A 22,681-nucleotide genomic window follows, 5' to 3' on the forward strand; every position below is an offset into this window, starting at 1 on the left:
GGACAAGCCAGGGTGTCCCCCCGTCACTTCCGCCGGTACCTCAGCGCAGGCACGGGCCTGGCCGCCGCGGCCGCGCTCGCCGCCTGCGCCCCCCAGCCCTACCCGGACGTGGCGGTCCGGACCTTCCTGCTCGACTGGCAGGCCGGGGAGTACGAGGCCGCCGCCCGCCAGACCGACGGCGACACCGAGGAGGTGGCCGCCGCCCTGGAGAGCGCCCACGACCAGCTCGACCTGGCCGGGGTGCGCTTCGGCCTGGGGCCGGTGCACCTGGAGGGCGACGGCGCCACCGCCGAGTTCGAGGCCCAGGCCGACCTGGGCATCGGCGACCCGGTGTGGAAGTACACCGGGCGCATGGACCTGGTCCGCGGCGGCGACGGCTGGCGGATCTCCTGGGACCCCTCGGTGATCCACCCCGACCTGGGGGCGGGGGAGCGGCTGGCGGTCAGCTACGACGTGCCCGACCGCGGCCGCGTCTTCGACCGCTCCGGGGAGCCGCTGGTCGGCGAGGCCGCGGTGACCGCCTTCGGGGTGGTCCCGGCCGAGCTGGACGAGGACGGCTCGGGCATCGGTGAACTGGCGAAGCTGCTGGACGAGGACCCCGGGCCGATGGTGGACCGGGTGCGCTCGGCCCCGCCCGAGGAGTTCCAGCCGCTGGTGCTGATGCGCACCAAGGACGTGGACAAGGGCGTGCTGGCCAAGGCGCGCCGGATCGCCGGGGTCGAGACGCGCGACCAGCGCATGCCGCTGAGCCCGCGCGTCGCCCGCTCGGTGGTGGGCGAGGTCGCCGGGACCGCCGAGCACAACATCTCCTCCCGGGTCGCCAGCACCTACCAGGCGGGCGACACGATCGGCCTGAGCGGCCTGCAGAACGTCTTCCAGCACACCCTGGCCGGCACCGCCACCACCGAGGTCGTCACCCTGGACGCCGAGGGGCGGGAGACGGGCGTGCTCCAGGAGTGGCCCGGAGCCGCCAGCGGCGCCCTGACCACCACCCTGGACCTCACCGCCCAGCGGGCCGCGCAGGACGCCCTGGACGTGATGCCGGGCCGTGCGCACCTGGTGGCGGTCGACACCCGCACCGGCGAGGTGCTGGCGGCGGCGGGCAACCCGAACTCCTTCGACAACGACGGCGCGCTCAGCGCGAAGTACCGGCCGGGCGGCGCGTTCGGCATCGTCTCCGCGGCGGCGGCGGTGCGCAGCGGCGCGGCCACCGCCGACGGCGCCCTGCCCTGCGAGCAGACCGCGGACGTGGGCGGCGAGACGTTCGGCAACGAGAGCGAGAACGGGGTGTGGGCCCAGCCCCAGACCCTGGAGAGCGCCTTCGCCAACGGCTGCACGTCGGCGCTGGCCTCGCTGGCCGAGGACGTCGGCGACGAGGAGCTGCGCCGCACCGCGTCCGACCTCGGGATCGGCGCGGACTGGCGGCTGTCGGTGCCCGCCTACGCCGGGGAGATCTCCGGCGACGGCGGCGCGGCCGCCACGGCGGGGGCGATGACCGGCGCCGAGAACGTGACCGTCAGCCCGCTGAACATGGCGCTGGCGGCGGGCGCGGTGGCCGACGGGACGTGGCACGCGCCGCGGCTGGCGGTGGGCGCCGACGACGACGTGGCGGACGGCTCGGGGAGCGACCGGGAGCTGGACGGCGCGACGGTCAAGGCGCTGCGGCAGCTGATGCGCACCACGGTGGAGCAGGGCCAGGCGGCGCCGGCCAACCTGGGGACGGTTCCGGTGCACGGGCAGGTGTCCCAGGTGGAGCAGTCCATCGGCGGGGACGCGACGGTCGTGCAGTGGTTCGTCGGGTACCAGGGGAACGTGGCGTTCGCCGCGGTGGCCGAGGTGGACCCGCAGCAGGTGTGGGACCAGTACGCGCTGGTGGCGGGGAACACGTTCCTGCAGTCGCTGCCGCAGGGGTACGTGGAGGCCGAGTACGCCGAGCCCGACACGGAGGCCGCCGCGGCCACCGAGGAGAAGGGCTCCGAGGACGCCGGCGGCGAGGGCTCCGAAGACGCGGAGGGCGGCGAGGGCGCCGAAGACGCGGCGGGGCAGGCCGGAGGCGAGCAGCCCGTCGGCGGCTGACCTGTGAAAATCCCGGCAAAGTCGGCGAACGGGGCAACCCTGTGCGGTCCGGGCTGCGTCCTTCCTGGTGACTGGGCGACGTAATGGGGGGTTGCGTGAACCAGTCCAAGAGGCAGGGCCGCATCTCGGGGGTGGCTCTGCCGCAGGAAGGCCGGCCCGACCCTGCCGGCCGCCCTCGCGGGCCGCGTTGATGGATCCCGTCCGCGCCCGCGAGGGTTTCTGCGTGCCGGGCGGGAATCGGCTTGGCGTCTCATGCGTTGTACCGGTAGCGTGGGAGCGCAGGGACGCGGCGGACGCCGTCGCGCCCCGGGGGACTCCGGTCCCCGTGCGCGGGTCCGAGGACCCGTTGAAAATTCCACAGGGGGTGATCGGTTTCGACTTCGGTGATCGTCTCAGGGGAAGCGGGCCGAGGGTTGCGTTTGTGACCTCGTTAATCCTGCATTCGCACTAAATATCAAGTGCCACTTCTAAGCGCACTGAGTTCGCTCTCGCCGCCTAAGCGATAGCGACTCTGTCGGCCTGGGCCCGTCCTCGGCCCAGTGTCCGGCATCGTTAAGAGGACTCACCGCCGGGATCAGGCCACGGGGCCCCGGCGGGACACCTTCGTGGCTGGGCTCGTCAGCGAACTGTCCATGGTAGCGCTGGAGCCGAGTAGAACGACAGCATGGACTGCGCCCGGAGAAGCCCTGGTGCGGTGCTGAAGGACGCGGGTTCGATTCCCGCCACCTCCACCCTTGGAGAAGAGCCCCCGGCCGGCGAAGCAATTCGCCGGCCGGGGGCTCTTCTCGTGTTCTGGGCCCCGCGCTCAGCCCGCCTCGGAAAAGGCCCGGATGCGCTCGGTGATCTCCGCGCTGCGCCGATGCCTCCGAACGCCGCCGATGGTCAGGGCTGATCCCCGCGGTCACGGCCCCGGACCTCGGCGCCTTCGAGCGTGCGTACTTCGGACCGGACGTCCTGGGGAAGCTCTCGAGAGGGGCCAGGTTTCAGGGGCGGCGACGTCGTTGTCGTTCACGCACGTTTTCTGAGGACGCCGGCGGCACAGGCGGCTTCCGTGCGGATGCGGGAGACCTCGGCGGCGATCTGCCGCGCCTCTTCCAGGGTCCCGGAGGCGGGGTTCGCGCGTCGCTCACTCAAGCGGCGCATCTGCTCGCGCCATTCGGCCCGCTTCACGATCTCCATCTCCACGGCCCAGCCCTCCACGAAGGCGCGGAGAGGCTCGGGATCCGTGTGGGCTCGGGACTTGGCCTCCGCTTGGGAACGCCCCTCGTCGAACTGCGCGAGACGGTCGGGTGCGAACTGCTCGAGCTGAGCGCGGAGGGTTCGCGGGTCGAACACGGGACGCGTGCTCGTGGTCCGCGTTGCCATGGGCGGCCTCCCTGGTCGGCGCGCACTCAAGCTACCCGGTACGGGGCCCGGAGTTCATCAATGTGCCCGATCCCGGGAAGGCGCGTCCCCGGCGACGCGGCGGACGCCCGGCGGGTACCGGGCGAACACCGCGTGCGGCCCGGTCATCTGTCCGTGGCGCCCACCAGCCAGGCGACCTTCCGGGCGGTCAGCGGGATGCTCTCGCTGGTGCCCAGGTGGACGCCGAACGAGGCGAGGAAGGCGTGGCCGTGCTCGCGGCGCTCGCACCCCACGTCCTCGACCGCGTACTCGGACTCGGGGTTGCTCACCCGCAGCACCGGGGGCTCCCGGCGGATCACCCGCGTGCCCACGCCGTACTTGGCGAGGGCCTCGGCCAGGCGCGAGAGCTGCTCGCTCTCGGCCGTCTCGGCGGGCGGCGGCGCCGTACGGGAACGCGCGTTCTTCTTCTTGGCCATGGCGCCTCCTCACGGTCGGAATGCCTTGACTCCACTGCCATTGTCACCCTGGGTAGCGTTACTGAACCGTAGCCACGGGTGCGACACGCCGGACCGGTCGTGGCGGGCGGCCCCACCCGGGGAGATGGTGGCGGTGGAGACCCAGGGGGAGGGGCACCGTGAAGATCGCGTTTCTCATCGTGGACCGCGACCACATCGGGGGTGTGGTCAGCGCCGTGCACAACATGGCGGGCGCGCTCGCCGCGCGGCACGAGGTGGAGGTGGTGGCCCTGCGCCGGGCACGGACCGCGTCCACGTTCCCGCTGGACGGGCGCGTGCGGGTGGTGAACCTGACCGACGTGCGCCCCGAGTCGCCCACCGGCGACGCCGAGGACCCGCTGTCGGCGCGGCCGCCCAAGGTCTACCCTGGCGAGCCCGGAGACCCGGGCCGGGTGCCGCCCAAGGTGAGCCGCCTGACCGAGCTGCGCCTGCTGCGCTACCTGGCCGAGACCGACGCCGACGCCGTGGTCAGCTCCAACCCGAAGATCACCGTGGTGCTCGGGCGCGCGGAGGGCGGGGGCTTCCTCCGCCTGGCCCAGGAGCACTCGCACCCCTGGGCCTACGCGCCCGGGCTGAAGCGGGAGGTGTACGCGGCCTACCGGTCCATGGACGCGGTCACCGTGCTCACTCCGGAGACCGCCGAGCGCACCCGGGCCGACGCAGGCGGCGGCCACTTCATGCCGGTGGTGCCCAACTGCGTGCCCCCGGCGGGCGGGGGCGGCCTGAGCGCGAGCGGGGCGCCGCTCGTCGTCACCGGCGGGGTGCTCAAGCCGCACAAGGGCTTCGACGTGCTGGTGGAGGCGTTCGCGCAGGTGAGCGGGGAGTTCGGAGAATGGGGGCTGCGCATCCACGGGGGCGGTCCCGACCGGCGGCGGATCCGGGACGCGATCGAGCGGCACGGGGTCTACGAGCGCGCCCACCTTATGGGCCCCACCGAGCGGCTGCCCTGGGAACTGGCCAAGGGGGCCGTGTTCGCGCTGCCCTCCAAGCGGGAGCCGTTCGGCAACGTCCTGGTGGAGGCCATGTCGCTCGGGCTGCCGGTGGTGAGCGCCGACTGCGACCACGGGCCGCGCAACATCATCACCTCCGGCAAGGAGGGGCTGCTGGTCCCGCCCGGAGACGCGGGGGCGATGGCCGACGCCCTGCGGGTGCTGCTGGGCGACCCCCGTGTCCGCGCGGAGATGGGCGAGGCGGCGCGGAGCGGGGCCGAGCGGTTCGGCGAGGGGCCCAGCGCCGAGCGCTTCACGGGGGTGCTGGAGGAGGCGGCCCGTCGGCGCGCCGCACGGTCGGTGCGCGGCCGCATGACCGTGGAGGCGGGGTCGGGCGACGTGCGGATCGACCTGGAGGGGGTGCCGGAGGGCGCGGAGGTGGTCCTGCACCGGCGCACCGCAGCCGCGGGCGCCGGCGAGGCGGCCGTGTTCCCCGTCGAGGGCGGGACGGCACGCGTCCCCCGGCAGATGGGCCCGGCGGAGGGGGAGTGGACGGTCGCGGTCCGCCGCCCCGACGGCGTCGAGGCGGTGGTCGCGGACGGAGGCTGCGACACCGCCGGGTACCTGGCGGCGCCGCGGCTGTCCCGGGAGGCGCCGGGGCTGCGGGCGCTGCTGCCGTACGTCGCCGACGACGGCGCCCCGTCCGTGCGCAGCCGTGTGCGCACCGTCCACGCCGAGGTCCGCTCCGTGCGCACGGACGGCGACCGGATCACGCTCCACGGGGACCTCTGGGGCACCGATCCCGGGCCGGGGGCACGGGTGGAGGCCGTGCGCAGGGAGAGCCGCGCGTGCGAGGTGTCGGCCCCGGCGGAGCCGACCGGCGGGGGCGGGTTCCGCGCGGCCCTGTCCGCGCGCGCGTTCGCGTCCCGCCACGGGAGCGGGGAGGCCGTCTGGGACCTGTGGCTGGTCCCGGGGGAGGGGGCCGAGCGCACGGGGCTGTGCCGGCTGGACACCGACGTGCTGCGGACGACCCCGGTGTTCACCCACCCGGAGGCGGTCGTCCCGGGCCCGCGCCGCCCGGGGGCCCGGTTGGGCCCCCTGGGCCTGCTGAAGCGGCGGCGGTACGCGGTGCGAGTGTACTTCTCCAGCGCGGACCGCCTGGCGGTGAAGGTCGTCCCCGCCGAGTGACGGCGGGCCTCCGTCAGCGGTCCTTCAGGCCGGCGTCCTCCGGGGCGTCGGCCCCGGCCGTGCGCTGGCCCGGGAGCGGGGCGGCACCGCCGCCGAACACCGCGTCCACCACCCGCGCCGCCGCCTTGCCGTCGTCCAGGGGGCAGAACCGCTCCACGAACGCGTCGTACCGGTCCCGGTGGTCCAGCCGGACCGCGTCGGCGGCCCGGACCGCCTCCACCAGCCCGTCCTGGTCCCTGATCAGCGGACCCGGCGCGACCTCCTCGAAGTCGAAGTAGAAGCCGCGCAGCCGGTCCCGGTACTCCTCCAGGTCGTAGGTGTAGAAGAGCATCGGGCGCCCGGTGTTGGCGAAGTCGAACATCAGCGACGAGTAGTCGGTCACCAGCACGTCGGCCACCAGGAACAGCTCCTGCACCTCCGGGTAGGCCGACACGTCCCGGACGAAGCCCCCGCCCGCGCCCGGGACCCGGTCGACGATGTTGGGGTGGCGCCGCACCAGCAGCACGTGCTCCCCGCCCAGCGCCCCGCGCATCCGCTCGATGTCCAGCCGCAGGTCCAGCTTGTACTTGCCCGGTGAGTAGAACTTGTCGTCCCGCCACGTCGGCGCGTACAGCACGACCTTCTTCCCCTCGGGCAGCCCCAGCCGTGCGCGCACCCTGCGCGCGGTCTCCTCGCGCTCGGGCGAGTGGAAGATGTCGTTGCGCGGGTACCCCGTCTCCAGGACCGTCCCCTCGAAGCGGAAGGCCCGGCGCAGGATCGGCGTCGCCCACGGGCTGGGCGAGACCAGGTAGTCCCACTGGCCCACCTCGCGGGCGAGGCGCTCGTGGTACGAGGCGTCGTGCGAGGCGAACCGGACGTTCTCGATGTCGAACCCGATCCGCTTGAGCATCGACCCGTGCCAGGTCTGCACGATCCGCTGGCCCTCGCGCTTGTCGAACCACTGCGGCAGGTGCGCGTTGGTGACGATCACCTCCGAGGTCGCCAGTGCCTCGAAGTACTCCCGGCCGGCGTGCGGGACCGGGCGGAGCCCCGGCGGGGTGCGCACCTGGCGGTCCCGCACCAGCCACAGCGACGGCGCGGCCACCCGTCTGCGGCGCAGCTCCTCGGAGATGACCCGCGGGCTGTCCGAGTACTGCTTGCCCGAGTAGCTCTCGAAGTAGACCTGGGACCGGATCCGCAGGCCCCGCAGCCCCGGGTAGACCTCCTCGCGCAGGCGCTTCTGCGCACGGGAGCCGCGCTCCTCGGGGAGCAGGGCCGGGCCGACGGTCAGCACCGGCGCGGTGCGGTCGGCGGCGTCGAGGACCGCCGGGCACTCGGGGGCGTCGTGCGCGGCGGGCAGCGCGCCCAGCAGCACCGGGGCCGCGCGGACCGGGATGAGGTGCGGGAGCGGCCCGTCGTGGGCGCGGTCGCCGTCGGCCCTCATGAACAGCCGGTAGGAGCCGGAGGCCAGGGGGAGCGTGCCCGCCAGGTGCGGCACGGCGTCGACCGGGACGCGCGCCTCGAACGCCTCCCCGTCCATGGCCATGGGGAAGGCGACCTCCTCGTGGCGCCCCTTGGCCTTGATGACGAGCGAGTGCTCGTCGGCGGAGTCGCCGCCCCCGGGCAGGGTGCCCCGGAGCACGAGCACGCGCTCGTCCCAGTGCGCCGCCTCCAGGCGCGGCTGGGGGACGGACACGTGGATGAGCGCGCTGCCGCGCTGGTCCTCCTCGACCGCCAGGCAGTGGTCGCCGTACAGGTGCGGATGCGCTTCGGCCCCGCCCAGCGTGAGCGCGCGGGGCGCGGTGCGGTGGTCGCCCCCTGCGGCCCCGGTGGCCCCGACCACACGGACCTCCCAGCGCTCACCGACCGCCGGCCCGCCGGAGGCGCGCCTGCGCTCCTCGAACCCTTCGGCCAGCGTGTCCACCGGGACCGGGCACCGGAAGCGCCCCTCCGCGCCGACCTCCAAGGGGAGCTCCAGCGTGCGGTCCCCGGGCAGGCGGCGCAGCCGGAGGGCGGCCCCCGGCGGCGGGTCGGCCAGGACGCCCTCCAGCACCAGGTCCCCGCCGTGGAGCGTGTGCCCGGTGACGGCGGCGGACCCGTCGCTCACGAGGAGGCGCAGGCCGCCGGTCCACACCGGCCGGGCCGTGAGGCCGGGCCCGACCTCGGCCGCTTCGGGACGGCGCGGCGCCCCCGCCACGGGGTGGGCGAGCGCGGCCGTGCGGGTGATGCCCCGGTTGAGCACGGTCAGCTCGATCCGCCATTCGCCCGCCCGCGGAGCCGACCGTCCGGCCAGGTCGCGGGGGTCCACGGTGACCCGGTACCCGCCCCAGTCGTGGCGCGCCCCGGCGTCGCCGGGCGCGGCGGGGTACTCGGCGGCGAGCAGGGTCTCCACCTGCAGCCGGTGCCGCCGCCCGGTGGCGGTGTCGACCGCGTGCGCCCGCACGAACTGCTGGTAGCGGCGGTTGGGCCGCAGGTGCTTCAGGCAGACCCGGCCCTCGACCACGAGCCGCCCGTCCTCCCAGGCGAGCCGCTCGGCCTTCTGCCGGAGCACCAGCTCGTCGTCGAGGCGGAAGACGCGCCGGGGGACGCGGGCCCGGCGGTCGTCCTTGAACGGGTAGTCGCCGTAGAAGCGCAGGCCGTGCCGGACGGCCCGGACGCGGCGGTGCCCGCCGTCCCGCTCGAAGGCCAGGACGTGCAGCAGCCGGTCGATGTCGCGGCGGCGCACCAGGTGCCACTTGAGCCGCTCGAAGGCGGGCAGCCGGGTGAGCGCGCGCGGGTGGCCGCGCCGCATGTACTCCTCGGCCAGGTCGCAGAAGAGCGTGCGGAAGGCGTCGTCGGCGTCCCCGAGGAGCTGCAGGAAGATGCGCAGGTCGCTCCCGAGGGCGATGGCGTCCCAGCGCATCCGGTCCCGGGGGCGGGCGTGGCCGGCCAGGAAGTCGGCGGTGGCGCGCACCGCCCGGTAGCGGTCGCGCAGGCCCTTGGGGTGCAGGCGGTCCTGGGTGATCGACGGGTCGTCGCCGGGGCGCTCCCGCCACAGGTAGACGGGGGCGGTGTGCACGTCCACCGCCGAGGCCAGGAAGTGCGCGGGGATGGCGACGCTGATGTCCTCGTACAGGACGCCCTCGGGGAAGGCGAGGCCGTGGCGGTCCCAGAAGTCGCGCCGCCACACCTTGTTGGTGGCCAGGCGGTCGGTCAGCAGGTTCTCCCGGCGGGTGACGTGGGTGCCGACGGCCGCGTGCCGGAAGATGCGGCGGTGCATGGGGGACTGGCTGCTGCCGAGCTCGTTGTAGCGGTGGACGTTGCCGGTGGCGAAGTCCGATCCGCTCTCCCGCAGCCCGGCGACCATGGCGCCGAAGGCGTACGGGGGGATGGCGTCGTCGCTGTCGACGAAGGCCAGGAACTCGCCGCCGGCGTGCCGGATCCCGGTGTTGCGGGCGGCGCCGAGCCCGGCGTTGTCCTGGCGGACGAGCCGCACCCGCGGGTCCCGTTCGGCGTGCTCGGCGGCGATGCGGGCGCTGTCGTCGGGGGAGCCGTCGTCGACGACGACGATCTCCAGGTCGCCGAGGGTCTGCCCGCGGAGCGAGTCGAGGCACGCGCCGAGGTACCGCTCGACGTTGTAGACGGGGACGATCACGCTGAGAACGGGCATGCACAGTCCAATCGGAGCCGGTCCGGCGAGCCGGACGCCACGCGTCCATTCGGTAGTCATGTAACTACTTAGGGTTATTGATCGAGGTGCATGACACGCGTTTCCGGCGCGATCGCCCCGCCCGAAGCCCGGATGTCCGTGATGTCCGCCGTTGGCGGGAAGTGGGGTGGGCCGTCCCTCGCGGCAGCGCTGCCGGGCGCCGGGCGTGCGGCCTGCGTCGTCGCCGCCCTCCCCGTCACACCCCGGAGGCCCGCCGCCCGGCTGGGGCCCGTGAGTGGGGGACCTGCTCAGCCGTCCGCCCGGACCGCGAGGGACCTGGCGCTCGGCAAGCAGGGGCGGGGAGGCGCCGGCCTCCCCTCGTCGCCGCTCTCTACCCCCTGCCTCTCCACAGGCGGCCCAGGACGGGGAGGTGGGACACGCGTCTCCGGGCGGCCTGGAGCAGTCGCACCGGGGCGTGTTCGATCACCGTCCCCTTCCCCTTCGCGGGGGCCGCCACGGCGTACACCGGCACCGGCCCCCGCCACCACCTCTTGCGGAGCCGTGGGCCCGGGTAGCCGGGGAACGACCAGACCGGCCCTCCGTCGGAGCCCCGGCTCTGCACCTCCACGCGCCAGCGGCCGAACGGCACGCGCGCCGACCCCGCGAGGCCGATGCCCGCCGTGAACCGCACCCCGGCCGGGGTGCGGGTGCTCGTCACCGGGAGGTCGACCGGCGCCCCCTCCCCGTTCTCCGGCACCAGCCGCACCCCCACGTCACCGGGCCGGGCCCCGAGGGTGCGCACCGTCCCCGACACCTCGAACCGGCACCGACGCGGCAGCCAGCAGACGGACACGTCCCGGACCGGCGGCGGGCCCAGGGCCTCCTCCTCGCGGGTCATCCGAACGGCGAGGTGGCCGCCCGCGGTGATGTAGGGCCTGATCCGCGTCCGCCCCCGCCCCGCGCCACCCGGCCCGGGGTGCTCGATCTCCGGGTACGCGCACACCTGCTTCCAGTCGCCCGCCCCCAGCAGGCACCGCCCCACCAGGTGGTCGCCCCGGCCGTTGCGCAGCCGGACGTCCCAGACCACCTCGTCCCCGTCCGCCCCCATCAGCTCCGCACCCGCCTCGGCGAGCGCCCCCGCGGGCACCAGGGCGCCGAACCGCCCCGACGCGTCCACCGGGCACGGGAACCGCGCCTCGGTCCCCCGGTCCCCGCGCGCGGTCAGCACCAGCTCGGCCTCCGGATCCGGCCCGGTCGACCCGAGGACCGTCCCCGACACCGCGATCCGCTCGGCCGCCACCGCCACCCCGCCCACCTCGGCGAACCGGTCGGCCCGCCGCGCCGCGATCCGCAGCCTCCCGCCGGGCCCGCGCTCGGGCACCGCCACCGCCAGCCGCTTCACCGTCCGCGGCTCGTACGGCGCGGAGCGCAGGTCGACCAGCGAGGCGGGCACCGGCACCGGCGCGCCCCCGCCGTCGCTGCGCAGCACGTCCCACCGCGTCGTGCCCTCCGGGAAGTCCCGCGGGTCCACGTGCACGGTCCGGGCGCCCTCCGCGCACAGCCTGCGCTCCTGCCGCCCGGCGGCCCCCGTGCCGACCGGGCGCAGCACCACCAGGCCGGGCGGCGTGGAGAACCGCAGCTCCAGTACCCCGTCCGCACCGACCACGGCCGTACACCGGTCGGGCGGCTCCGCCGCGCGCGGGGCGGGAACCGCCGTCCTGTCCCCGGGCCCGATGAGGTCGCGGAAGAGCGCCTCGTGCATCCGTGCCACCGCCTCGGGCGAGTACCGCTCGGAGTTGCGCAGCGCCGCCGCCCCCATGCGCGCGCGCAGGGCGTCGTCGCCCATCACCCGGTCGAGCGCGCGGGCGAACGCGTCGGGATCCTCGTTGGCCACGAGCAGCCCGTCCTCGCCGTGCCGCAGGATCTCCGCCGGGCCGTGCGGGCAGTCCGACGACACCACCGGCACCCCGGCACGCATCGCCTCCACCAGGATCATCCCGAACGGCTCGTCCCGGGACGGCACCGCGCACACCGACGCCAGCGGCCACACCTCGTCCATGCGCGGGTGCGCCCCCATCATGAACGCGCGGTCCTCCAGCCCCAGCGCGTGGATCTGGCGGCGCCGCGCCTCCACCCCCTGGCCCCGGCCGAACACCCGCACCGTCCAGTCCGGATGGTCCCCGGCCACGCGCGCGAACGCCTCCAGCAGCAGGTCGAACCCCTTCATGCCGGTGACCCGCCCGGCGGCGACCACACTGGGCGGCCCCGCGCCCGACGTGCGCAGCTCCGGTGCCGGTACGCAGTTCGGCACCGCCTGCACCCGCACCCCCGGGAGGCGCATGCGGGACCGGTAGGCCGCCGCATCGGCCTCGGTGACCGGGGCGATCGCGTCGAGCCTCCGGTAGTCGCGGGCCATGGCGCGCAGCAGCGCGCGGTCGTACATCCGGTAGGTCAGGTGCTCCTGCCCCACGACCGCCGCGCCATCGGGCCTCAGACGTGCCAGCAGGATGTTGATGCCGGCGCGCGTGCCCACCACCACGTCCGGGGCGGCCTGCGCGAGCCGCTCGGCGATGAGGGCGTCGGTCAGGGCGCTGTGCGCCCCGTAGTGCTTCTCCTCCACGGGGTAGAGCAGGGACGGCCGGTCGGCCCCCGGCCCGGGTGGTTCACGGACGTCCACCAGCCAGGTGACCTGGACCGACGGGCCGACCGGGAGCACGGGATCGTCCCGGTGCCGGAACACCGAGACCACCTCGACCTCGTGCCCGAGCGCCGCCATCGCCCCGGCCTGGTTGGCCACCGTACGGATGGTCCCCCCGATCCCGTACAGCGTGTGGAGCACGTAGACGATCTTCATGCGATTCCCCCTCCTGGCGTGTGGCCCCCGTCGGGGACGGCCGTCACCCCTCCCACGGCGCCCTGAGGGGGAAGTAGCTCTCCAGGAACGCCTTCATGAGCCTGATCTGCTCGTCCCGGGGGACGAGGTCGGGCGCCGCGTCCGTCAGGCAGAACACCTCGTGCTTGCGCCGCAGCAGGGCTTCGAGCCGCGAGTGCCGGCCCGGGTCGCCCAGGTCGACGTAGGCGTACTTGACCGACCCGGGGAACGCGCGCCCGGTGAGGTGCGCGTAGTAGTGGTGCAGCGGCACCGGGGAAAGGTCGGTCGGCCCCCGGAAGCGCGCGGCGGCCGTGGCGGCGAACTCCTCGGGGAACCGATCCTCCAGCTCCTCCAGGACCGAGCGGCGCAGCGCGTAGGGCGCGTGCCGGAAGGCGAACACCTGGGCCCGCCCGAAGGCCCTCTCCAGAAGCGCCCTGTTGTTCTTCTGCGCCGCGAAGTACGCGGGCTCCTCAGGGGAGGGGGCGCCGAACGGCACCGACGTCGACGACCGGAAGCAGCGCACCGACCCGTTCCCCGCGAAGAACGTCTCCGGGGCCACCGGCCGCCCCAGGAACATGTCGTCGTTGAAGTACAGGAAGTGCTCGGACAGCCCCGGAACGCGGTGCAGCCGGGACTCGATGGCGTGGGAATTGAACGTGGGCAGGTCCGCGTCGGCGAACAGGGCCGTGTGGTCGACGACCCGCACCCCCGGATGCGCCCTGTCCAGCCAGGAGGGCACCTGGTCGTCGGTGACCAGGTGGATGCGGCGCACCCACGGCGCGAACATCGCGATCGAGCGCAGCGCGTAGCGCAGCTCGTCCGCGCCGGAGAACCGGTGCTCCAGCGCGCCGTCGGCGCCCGCCCGGCCGCCGTGTTCGGCCAGCGCCGCCGCGAACCTGCGGCGCCAGCGCGGGTCGTCCCCGTCGACCCAGGTCACGACGGCGTCGATCGGGTGGTCCACGTCGTCCACCAGGGGCCGGGCGAAGGGCTCCAGCGTCGTGTACTCCCGACCGGCGTAGCGGGTCCGTACGGGCGCGGCGAACGCGTCCTCGTCCACGCCGTCCCCGGCCGCGCACGCGCGCGGGGCCGCCAGCCTGCGGCCGCCGGTGTCCGAGGCCGCTCCGGAGGCCGGTTCCGGGTCCCAGAACTCCAGGTCGGCGCCGTACCCCTCGCCGTAGCGCAGGGTCCGCCCGGAGGTGACGACCGGCCGGAACACCCGTACCCCGTCCGACTCGGCCAGGGACGGGCACATCGGCAGCGGCACCGGCTGCGGCAGGGGGCCGCGCGGGCGGATCGGCTGGGCGTAGACCGGGGGCTCGGCCCCGGGCAGCTCCAGCGCGCGCGCCAGCGCGGCCAGCGCCTCGGCCCGCCGGTCGCCCGGGACCATCACCCGGGGGTTGCGCCCACGGTGGCGGACGAGCGCGTTCGGCACGCCCCAGCGCTCCAGGGCATCGACGATCAGGTCAAGGTTGGCGCGCAGCGCCTGCTGGGGGAAGAGGTCGTCGCGCACCTCGGCCAGACCACCGCCCGACCGCACCAGGTCCGGGCGCGCGCGGCGCCACGCCTCCTCGTGGTCCCCGGCCCCCTCGGCCTGAGGGAGCGTCCGCTCCCAGGGGAGTGCGCGCACCGCCGCCCCCATCGCGGCGCGCCGGGCCTCGAACCGGGCGGCGCGGTCGGCGCGCGCGGCGGCGCGCTCCTCGGGCGGTACCGCGACCAGGTCGTCGAAGAGCCGCTCCCAGCGCGCGGCGATCCGCTCAGGGGCGAACCGCCCGACGCCCTGAAGCGCCGCGCGCCCCATCTCCGCGCGCAGGGCGTCGTCCTCCATCAGCTTGGACAGGGCGGCGGCCAGGCCCCCGACGTCGTCGGGCGCGGCCAGCAGGCCGTCGACGCCGTGCCGCACCACCTCGGCCGGGCCGGTGGGGCAGTCGTAGGCGACGGCCGGGACGCCCGCCGCGAACGCCTCGGTCAGCACCAGCCCGAACGGCTCGGTCCGCGACGGCAGCAGGCACACCGCGGCCCGCGCCCACTCCGCGGCGATGTCGGCGGTGGGGCCGGCGAACTCCACCCGGCCGTGCAGGTCGAGCTCGGCCGCCAGGGCGCGCAGCCCCGGCAGCTCCGGCCCCTGCCCGCAGATCCGCAGGCGCCAGCCCGGGTGCTCGGCGGCGACCTGGGCGAACGCCCGGACCGCGTGGTCGACCTGCTTCTCGGCGACCAGGCGGCGGGCCACCAGCACCGTGCGCGAGTCCAGCGACGAGCGCGGCACGGGACCGGCGGGCGCGGCGTTCGGGATCGCCTCCAGGCGCGGTGCGGCGTCCCCCAGCGTCTCGGCCAGCCACGACCGGGAGGGCTCGGTGAGCGCCACCAGGGCGTCCACGCGCGGGGCGAACGGGAGCAGCGGCTCGCCGGTCGGCCCGCGCAGTTCGGGCGCGCGGTGCTCCTGGGCGACCAGGGCGGCACCGGGCGGGGCCAGCGGGGCGGCCAGGGCCGTCAGCGCGGGGGTGGTGGTGACCAGCACGTCGGTGTCGAGCCGGGGCAGGGCGCGCGCCGCCTCGATGTCGCAGAGCCGGTCGTAGGCCGGTTCCCAGCGCGGGTCGACCAGCTCGCTGGGCAGGCCGGACAGCTCCCGGCAGGCGTCCTCGCCCGGCCCGGGGGAGCGCACCGGCCGGCGGACCGGGCCGCGGTCGTCCACCAGGTGGTCCACGCGCACGCGCGGGTCGACCCGGAAGAACGGGGCGTCGGCGGTGCGCAGCACGCTGAGCACCCGGGTCTCGTGCCGCCCGGCGAGCGCGGCGGCCTGGGAGAACGCGGCCGCCTCGGTGCCGCCCATGGCGTCGGCCCAGGTCACCATGTACGTGATCTTCATGCGGATCCTCCCGGGGGCGGGGTGTCGGGCATCGGTGGCCGGGGCAGCGGGGACTCGGGCAGCGGGCGCACCCCGACCACGAGGGCGGTGCCGCCGTCGGGGCGCGGCCCGTCGTGGAAGACGCGCACGCGCAGCGGCGGGCACGGGCGCCCGGGGTCCCCGGGCCGGACCGTTGCATCGGGGACGCGGAGCGCCGAGCGCGGGTCGGCCAGGTCGGTGCGCGGCAGACCGGCGACGAGGTCCGCATCGGGGGCCGACCGGAAGAACAGCCCCCAGCGGACCTCGGCGCCCTCGGCGCCCGAGGAACCGGCCGCCTCCGCCATCCGTGTGAGAGGCAGATCGAGGGCGAACTCCGTCCCGAGCGGGCCGGGGCGGAGCTCGGGGTGCACCGGCAGCTCGGTGCCGTGCCGACGCGCGCGCAGGCGGCACGCGGGGCCGCCGCCGTCCCCGATTCCGGTGAGCACCCCCTCGACGCGGACACCGTGCGGGCGCACGCGCACGTGTTCGACCTGCGCCGCCGGGGCGGGCGCCGCGACGCGCACCTCGGCTCGCCCGCCCCGCCCGGCCACGAGGGCCAGACCGGGCGCCGCGGAAGGACGGGCGTCCGCGCCGCCCCGCAGGTCGAACGCGCGGTCCCGCAGCCGTCCGGCGACGACGAGCCGGACCCGCCACGCCCCCTCCTCCAACCGCACCGCGGGCAGGTCCGGCGGGAGGGGGACGGCGGGAGCCCCCGGGCCGACCAGCGCGGCCGTCGCCCGCACGCCCCACCGTCCGTCGGCGGCGCGGTAGGGCTCGGCGGGCAGCCGCACGGCCCGCCCGCGCGAGCGCAGCTCCAGGACCGCCGCGCGGGGCGCGCCGGCGCCGTCGGCACCGGCCCCGGGCGGGACGGCGGCCGCGTTGAGCGCGGAGCCGGCCAGCATGAGCAGGTCGGGGCGGATCACACCGCCTCCAGCTGTTCACGCTGTGGGCCGTCCGCCCCGCCGGTCAGCGGCGGCACGGCGCGCAGCGGGCGCTCCATGGACGAGGCGAACGGGAAGCGCTCCTCCAGCACCCGGTGCAGCGCCCGGGTGGCGGCCCGCTCCTCCTCCTCGTCCACCGGCACGGTGTCGTTCAGGCACACGGTGTCGAACCGGCGGTCCGCCAGCAGTCGCGCCAGCCGGCCGGGCGCCGCGGCCGTGTCGGCCAGGTCGACGTAGGCCGAGCGGATGCTCCCCTCCACCGCGCGCCCCGTGAGCAGCGCGTAGGTGTGGTGCAGGGAGGAGGCGACCGACACGTCCGAGGTGTCCCGGAAGCGCGACGAGGCGGTGCGCTCCAGGGCCTCCGGGAAGCGCTTCTCCAGCTCCAGCATCACCTCCTTCACGTGCGCGAAGGGGGCGTGCTTGTACTTCTGGGCGGCGAACCGGCCGAACTCCTCCCACAGCAGGTGCCGGTTGTTCTTGGCGGCCGCGTCCACCGCCCGCTCGCCGGGGGCGGGCCCGCCCAGGCCGAACTGGAAGGGCGAGGGGAAGGCCTTCGCGATGCCGTTGGGGTGGAAGAACAGGCCAGGGGTCACGGGGCGGGCGAAGAGGATGTCGTCGTTGAGGTAGAGGTAGTGCTCGCTGAGCCCGTCGATCCGGTGCAGCCGGGTCTCGATCGCGTGCGAGTTGAACACCGGCAGGGCGTCGCCCGGGCCGAAGACGTCCCGGTGGTCCACCAGCCGCACGCGCGGGCAGGAGGTGTCCAGCCAGGCCGGGCGCTGGCCGTCGGTGACGATGTGGACGGTGCGCACGAACCCCGCGTACATCTCCAGCGACCGCAGCGCGTAGCGCAGCTCGTCCCGGGCGGTGAAGCGGGAGCGCGCGGTGCCGTCCGGCGGGGCCCCGGCCGCCGCCCCCAGGTACCGGTCGCGGCGCGCGGCCCAGACCGGGTCGTCGCCGTCCACCCAGGTGAACACGGCGTCGATGGGGAAGTCCACGTCGTCGGGGAGGGGGTGGGAGAAGGCCGGGAAGGTGGGGTAGGAGCGGTCTCCGACCCTGGCGCGGGCGGGGGTCCGCTCGGAGGGCGGGAGCACGTCCGAGACGCGGTTGCGGCGCGGCGCGATCAGGGTTCCGGGGGCGGGGTGGTCGGGCAGCGGGGCGCGCAGCCGGGACCGTGCGGCCTCGGCGCCGGGGGCGTCCGGACCCTCCGGGGCGTCGCGCCAGAACTCGACGACGCACCCGTGCTCGGGCCCGGCGACCACGTCCGCCCCGGGGCCGGCGATGAACGCGCCCACGCGCACGGCCCCGGCGTTCCGCAGGCGGCGCAGGCAGCCGGGGGAGGCGAGGGGGCGCAGGAAGTCGCGCGGGTCGCGGCGCAGGGCGGCGGCGTAGAGGGCCTCGGCGGCCCCGGCCGCGGCGAGCAGCTCCAGCACCCGGCCGCGGTCGGACTCGTGCACGCCGATGGTGTGCTCGTGCGGGTCGCGGCCGTTGACCAGGAAGTAGTCGACGCCCGCGCTCTCCAGGGCGTCGGCGCAGTGCTCCAGGGCGCGGCGGGCCAGCACGCCGGTGGACAGCGGCCCGGCCCAGCGGTGCGCCAGGACGGGGCGGCCGCGGTGCAGGGCCGGGGTGAGGCGGGCGTCGGACTCCAGCAGCGACCGCCACCGCAGGGCCAGCAGCCCGGTGCGGGCCCGGGCCGGGATCCGGTCGAGTGCGGCGGTCGTGCTCTGCCTGAGCCTCCGCGCCAGTGGTGTGGTGATGGAATCCAGCAAGGCAGGCGTCCCCTTAGCCGTATCGATCGGTCCGGTACGGCTGCGCGGAGGGAAGGCGCAGCACACGGTGCTCGTCCTTCTTTGCGAGAGGGGACGCAAAGACCCGGTATGCGGTTGTTCCGTCCGGGTCAGTGTCGCGTAAAAGGGGTGTGAGCGGACGGTGACACGCCGCTCACGCCGGGTTCAAGTGTCGCCGTTCAGTGCTGGAGCGCCAGCCGCTCGGCCTCCGCGCGGTCGGTGGCGGCGGGCCGGGCGCCGGGCAGCGGGCGGCCCGCGCTCTCGGGCATGCGCATCACGACGAGGACGCCGACGGCGCCGGCGGCCAGCATCAGCAGGGCGGGCGCGTACAGGTTGCCGGTGGCCTGCACGAGCGCCTCGGCCATCAGCGGCGTCGTGCCGCCGAACAGTGATACCGACACGTTGAAGCCGATGGCCAGACCGGCGTAGCGGACCTTGGTCGGGAACAGCGCGGGCAGCGACGACGGCACCACACCGGAGAAGTGCACGAGGACGACGGCCAGCAGCAGCGCCCCGGCGAACGCGGCGGCCCGCCCCTGCTGGAGGAGCCAGAACGCGGGCAGGGCGGCGGCGATGGTGAGCACGCTGCCGCTCATCAGCAGGGGGCGGCGGCCGAACCGGTCGCTGAGCCTGCCCATGCGGGTGACGAGCACGAGCATCGCCGCCATCGCGACGAGGGTGATGACCAGGCCGTGGGTGCCGGTGTAGCCGAGCTCGTCGGTCAGGTAGGTCGGCATGTAGGCGGTCAGGATGTAGTTGTTGACGTTGAAGACCAGCACCAGGCCGATGCACAGGCCCAGGGGGCCCAGATTCCCGCGGACCGTGTCGGCGATCTGCCGCAGCGGGCTGGGGCGGGCGGAGGCGTCGGCGAAGGTGTCGGTGGCGGTGGTGAAGGCCGGGGTGTCCTCCAGGCGCAGGCGGATGTACAGGCCGACGGCGCCCAGCGGCAGGGCGAGCAGGAACGGGACGCGCCAGCCCCAGTCGGCCATCTGGTCGTCGGTGAGGACCACGGTGAGCAGAGTGACCACCAGCGCGCCGCCCGCGTAGCCGCACACGGTGCCGAACTCCAGCCACGAGCTGAGGAACCCGCGGCGGCGGTCGGGCGCGTACTCGCCGATGAAGGTGGTGGCGCCGCCGTACTCGCCCCCGGTGGAGAAGCCCTGCACCATGCGGGCCAGGAGCAGCAGGACGGGCGCCAGGATGCCGACGGCGTCGTAGACGGGGAGCAGGCCGATGCTGAAGGTGCCCAGGGCCATCATCAGCATGGTGATCGCCAGCACCCGCTTGCGGCCGATCCGGTCGCCGAGGGGGCCGAAGAACAGGCCGCCGACGGGGCGGATCAGGAAGGCCGCGGCGAAGGTGGTGAAGGTGGCGATGAGCTGCCCGCCCGCCGAGGCGGTGGGGTAGAACAGGTGGCCGATGGTGGCGGCGAGGTAGCTGTAGACGCCGAAGTCGTACCACTCGGTGGCGTTGCCGAGGGCGGAGGCGAACACGGCGCGGCGCACCGTGCGCCTGTCGGTGACGTTGACCGGCCGCCGCTGCGGCGGCACCGGCCCACCCGCCCCGCCGTCCGCAGTGCCGTCCGCAGCGCCGCCCGGAGTGCCGTCCGCTGATCGGCCCATGCCCGCTCCTCACCCCCACAGGATCACCGTCGGTGATGACGGCCTCACCTAGTATCACTGCGGGTGGTCGGCCGCGGGGGAAGGCGGCGACCCGTGTCGCGCGGGGCGGTCGCGCCCTTGCAGGGCGACGGTCACCGGCCCAGCGGCATCGGCTCTCGGCCGAACCGGTCCGGCCTTCGCCGGTCCTGATCGGCCGCCATCCGTGGTGCTGAGGGGGCGGCCTACGCGGGGCGGTGGCCGGGCCACGCGCCTCGTCCGTCCTCGGGGCGACCGCGCGCCGCCCCTCCGCTACAGCTCCTTCACAGCTCCTTGGCCCACGTGCCCCGGTACATCACCCCGGCGACCGACAGGTCCTCGTCCAGCACCACCAGGTCGGCCCGGTAGCCCTCCACGAGCTCTCCCACGCCCTCGATGCCCAGCGCCCGGGCCGGGACCGACGTCGCCGAGCGGGCCGCGGTCTCCAGGTCGACGCCGTCCACCGTCTCCACCGCCCTGCGGACCGCGTCCGGCAGCACGATGGTGCTGCTCGCGATGGTCCCGTCCTCCACCAGGCGCGCCTCGCCGCCGCTCACCCGCACCCGCAGCTTGCCCAGGGTGTACTCGCCGTCGCCCAGCCCCGTGGCGGCCATGGCGTCGGTGACCAGGCTGATCCGGTCGCCCCCGGCGGCCTCGAACGCCACCTGGGCGGCGGCGGGGTGGACGTGCACGCCGTCGTTGATCAGCTCGACGGTCACCCGCTCATCGGTCAGGGCCGCCCCGATCGGGCCCGGCTCGCGGTGGTTGAACGGGCGCATCGCGTTGTACAGGTGGGTGGCCACGGTCGCCCCGGCGTCGAAGGCGGCACGGGCCTGGTCGTAGGTGGCCTCGGTGTGGCCGACCGCCACCGTCACCCCCTGCGAGGAGGCCGCCGCCACCAGCTCCAGGGCGCCCGGCAGCTCCGGGGCGATGGTGACCATGCGCAGGTGTCCGCGGGAGGCCTTGAGCAGGGCGTCGAACTCGCCGGTGTCGGGGTCGCGCAGCAGCGCCGGGTCGTGCGCCCCGTGCTTGTTCCGCGAGATCCATGGGCCCTCCAGGAACATCCCGGCGATCAGCCCCTCGTCGGCGAGGTCGGCCAGGGCCCGCACCTGCTCCAGGGTGTCCTCCGGGGTGGCCGCGACCAGCCCGCCGACCAGCGTCGTGGCGCCGTTGGCGCGGTTGAACTCCACGATCGAGCGGAGCCGCTCGGGGTCGGTCTCGGTGAACGCGGCCCCCGCCCCGCCGTGGATGTGCGTGTCCACCGTCCCGGGCAGCACGGTGCGCCCGCCCAGGTCCACAGAGGCGCCCGCCCCGGCCGGGGGCGCACCGGCGCCCAGGCCGGCGATGGCCCCGTCCGCGGTGCTCAGCCACCCGTCGACGAAGCCGTCGGGGGTGAGCAGCCGTGCGTTGGTCAGGGTCGTCCGGCTCGCGCCCATGCTCGGTGGTCCTCTCTCGGCTGTGCCCGATGCCACACCCGGGGGGTGCGACATTTCCGCCCATGATGCATTGACCATAGCGCCGGGTCCGCTCATGATGGTGGGCATGTCCGCCGGTGAGCTGCTCGTCCAGCGCCTGCATGTCGACCTCAGACAGCAGGCCAGCGCCCTGTGTCTTAGCTAGCGCCGTTCGGGGGCCCAGCCCCCGCCCACCGGTGGCGTTCCCGTCCCCCCTCCGCCCGGCTCCCGGCGCGCACGCCCGTTGAGCCCTGTCGGCGGTTCCCGGACCCCCGGTGGCGTCGTATACCGCTTCCACCTCCCGACCGGCGCGAACCCGCGCGCGGCGACGACGTCCGCGCACGCGCCCGACGCCCCAGACGCGCTTGTAGCGGCCCTACGGCCGCGCCTCCAGGAGCAGGAGACCGCCATGACCCGTTTCACCGTGCTCGTCGCCGACCCCCATCCGCATTCCGCCCTCGCCGAGGCCGCCGGCCGCGCCGCCCGCGCCCTGGCCGCCCAGGCCGGGGTGCAGGCCGAACCGCACACCGTCGACCTGGCCGAACTCGGCCCGGCGCTGCTCGCCGCCGACGCGGGGCGGGACGTCACCGACGCCGTCGAGCGGGTGCGCGACGCCGACGTGGTGCTCATCGCCACGCCGCAGACGCACGGCTCCTATACCGGCCTGCTCAAGGTCTTCCTGGACCGGCTGCCCGAGCTGGGCCTGGGCCGCGGGGTGGCGGTCCCCATGGCCGCCGTTCCGGACCTGCGCAACGGCCGCAACATCGAGGAGGACCTGCGGGTGCTCCTGTCCGACCTGGGCGCGTGGGTGCTGGAGCCCGCACTGCTGCTGGCCGCCACCGAACTCGCCGACCCCGCCGAGGTCATCGGCGCCTGGGCCGAGGTGGCCGCCCCCGCCCTGGGCCGAGCGGTCGCCGTCTCGGCCTGAGGCCCGCCCGCGAACCCGGCCGGATGCGGCACCCGCCGCATCCGGCCAAAACTGAGAGCCCGCACGGATAGGCGGGCGGACCGCAGGGCCCCGGCCTCGCTGACTCCGCCGCTGAGCGCCGCCCCTGCGTCGTTGATCTCGGGAGGCCCCAAATGTGGGCCTCGGGACTCGGTTTTCGCCATCAGAGGGCAGACGACTGGCCTGGTACCCCGCTCACGGGCTCCGGTCGGCCGACGGGCCGCCGGAGCGTGAGGTGAAGGGCAGCGACGACGAAGGCGAGCGGCCCATCCGGCAGCGCCGTCGGCCAGCGGGCGTGTGAGTGGTCACCGTGAAGGGCGGCGACGGAACGAGCGGAGCGGTTCCCCGGCCCTGCCTGCCGTCCGGCGGGCCGTTCGGGGGTCCGGCGGCGCGACCGGGTGAGTGCGTGGCTGAGCGCGTTCGTGGCGCCCGCGCCCCCTGCACCCCTTCTTGTTGATCTCGGGAGAAACGACGCTACCGGGCCGCTTTTAGGGGCGCTTTTCCCGA

The 22,681-nt window shown here is 75.4% G+C and carries 12 protein-coding genes and 1 other RNA gene; 4 read left to right on the forward strand and 9 right to left on the reverse strand.

Features of this window, described 5'->3' with window-relative positions; translation table 11 throughout:
• Nucleotides 1-12 precede the first annotated feature (12 nt).
• Complete coding sequence (locus O4J56_RS06535) at nucleotides 13-2,076, forward strand: penicillin-binding transpeptidase domain-containing protein (RefSeq protein WP_270684343.1); 2,064 nt, start codon at nucleotides 13-15, stop codon at nucleotides 2,074-2,076.
• 360 nt (nucleotides 2,077-2,436) lie between these two features.
• Nucleotides 2,437-2,810: a transfer-messenger RNA gene (ssrA, locus tag O4J56_RS06540) on the forward strand.
• 274 nt (nucleotides 2,811-3,084) lie between these two features.
• Here ssrA and O4J56_RS06545 read toward each other — a convergent pair.
• Together O4J56_RS06545 and O4J56_RS06550 are read right to left on the reverse strand one after the other, a co-directional pair.
• A complete protein-coding gene (locus O4J56_RS06545) occupies nucleotides 3,085-3,441 on the reverse strand; it encodes a hypothetical protein (RefSeq protein WP_270684345.1) in 357 nt (118 codons plus the stop codon).
• Nucleotides 3,442-3,584: 143 nt separating this feature from the next.
• Complete coding sequence (locus tag O4J56_RS06550; RefSeq protein WP_270684347.1) at nucleotides 3,585-3,896, reverse strand: hypothetical protein; 312 nt, start codon at nucleotides 3,894-3,896, stop codon at nucleotides 3,585-3,587.
• A 158-nt stretch (nucleotides 3,897-4,054) separates the two neighbouring features.
• Here O4J56_RS06550 and O4J56_RS06555 point away from each other — a divergent pair, with 158 nt between their 5' ends.
• Nucleotides 4,055-6,052 carry a glycosyltransferase gene (locus O4J56_RS06555; protein WP_270684349.1) on the forward strand — a complete coding sequence of 666 codons (1,998 nt, stop codon included), beginning with the start codon at nucleotides 4,055-4,057 and terminating at the stop codon, nucleotides 6,050-6,052.
• A gap of 13 nt (nucleotides 6,053-6,065) precedes the next feature.
• Here the strand turns inward: O4J56_RS06555 and O4J56_RS06560 are convergent, their stop codons facing one another.
• The 7 genes from O4J56_RS06560 to nagA all read right to left on the reverse strand — a co-directional run bounded on the left by O4J56_RS06560 (nucleotide 6,066) and on the right by nagA (nucleotide 21,210).
• The gene (locus O4J56_RS06560) at nucleotides 6,066-9,680 is read right to left on the reverse strand and encodes a bifunctional glycosyltransferase/CDP-glycerol:glycerophosphate glycerophosphotransferase (RefSeq protein ID WP_270684351.1); all 3,615 of its coding nucleotides are present in this window, start codon (nucleotides 9,678-9,680) and stop codon (nucleotides 6,066-6,068) included.
• A gap of 370 nt (nucleotides 9,681-10,050) precedes the next feature.
• Nucleotides 10,051-12,513, reverse strand: a complete 2,463-nt coding sequence (locus O4J56_RS06565; protein ID WP_270684353.1) for a glycosyltransferase family 4 protein — start codon at nucleotides 12,511-12,513, stop codon at nucleotides 10,051-10,053.
• Between the two features lie 43 nt (nucleotides 12,514-12,556).
• Nucleotides 12,557-15,394, reverse strand: a complete 2,838-nt coding sequence (locus O4J56_RS06570) for a stealth conserved region 3 domain-containing protein (RefSeq protein WP_270684355.1) — start codon at nucleotides 15,392-15,394, stop codon at nucleotides 12,557-12,559.
• Nucleotides 15,391-16,335 (reverse strand): hypothetical protein, encoded by a 945-nt coding sequence (locus tag O4J56_RS06575; RefSeq protein ID WP_270684356.1) that lies wholly within the window; start codon nucleotides 16,333-16,335, stop codon nucleotides 15,391-15,393. Before O4J56_RS06575 ends, O4J56_RS06570 begins: the two co-directional genes overlap by 4 nt.
• Entirely contained in the window at nucleotides 16,332-18,119 is a 1,788-nt protein-coding gene (locus tag O4J56_RS06580; protein ID WP_270684359.1) for a stealth family protein, read from the reverse strand. Before O4J56_RS06580 ends, O4J56_RS06575 begins: the two co-directional genes overlap by 4 nt.
• 197 nt (nucleotides 18,120-18,316) lie before the next feature.
• Nucleotides 18,317-19,759 (reverse strand): MFS transporter, encoded by a 1,443-nt coding sequence (locus O4J56_RS06585; protein ID WP_270684360.1) that lies wholly within the window; start codon nucleotides 19,757-19,759, stop codon nucleotides 18,317-18,319.
• A gap of 299 nt (nucleotides 19,760-20,058) precedes the next feature.
• Nucleotides 20,059-21,210 carry an N-acetylglucosamine-6-phosphate deacetylase gene (gene nagA / locus O4J56_RS06590; RefSeq protein ID WP_270684362.1) on the reverse strand — a complete coding sequence of 384 codons (1,152 nt, stop codon included), beginning with the start codon at nucleotides 21,208-21,210 and terminating at the stop codon, nucleotides 20,059-20,061.
• Between the two features lie 427 nt (nucleotides 21,211-21,637).
• Here nagA and O4J56_RS06595 point away from each other — a divergent pair, with 427 nt between their 5' ends.
• Nucleotides 21,638-22,156 (forward strand): NADPH-dependent FMN reductase, encoded by a 519-nt coding sequence (locus O4J56_RS06595; RefSeq protein WP_270684364.1) that lies wholly within the window; start codon nucleotides 21,638-21,640, stop codon nucleotides 22,154-22,156.
• Nucleotides 22,157-22,681: the final 525 nt, after the last annotated feature.

Source organism: Nocardiopsis endophytica (assembly GCF_027706725.1).
Classification (GTDB): Bacteria; Actinomycetota; Actinomycetes; order Streptosporangiales; family Streptosporangiaceae; genus Nocardiopsis_A; species Nocardiopsis_A endophytica.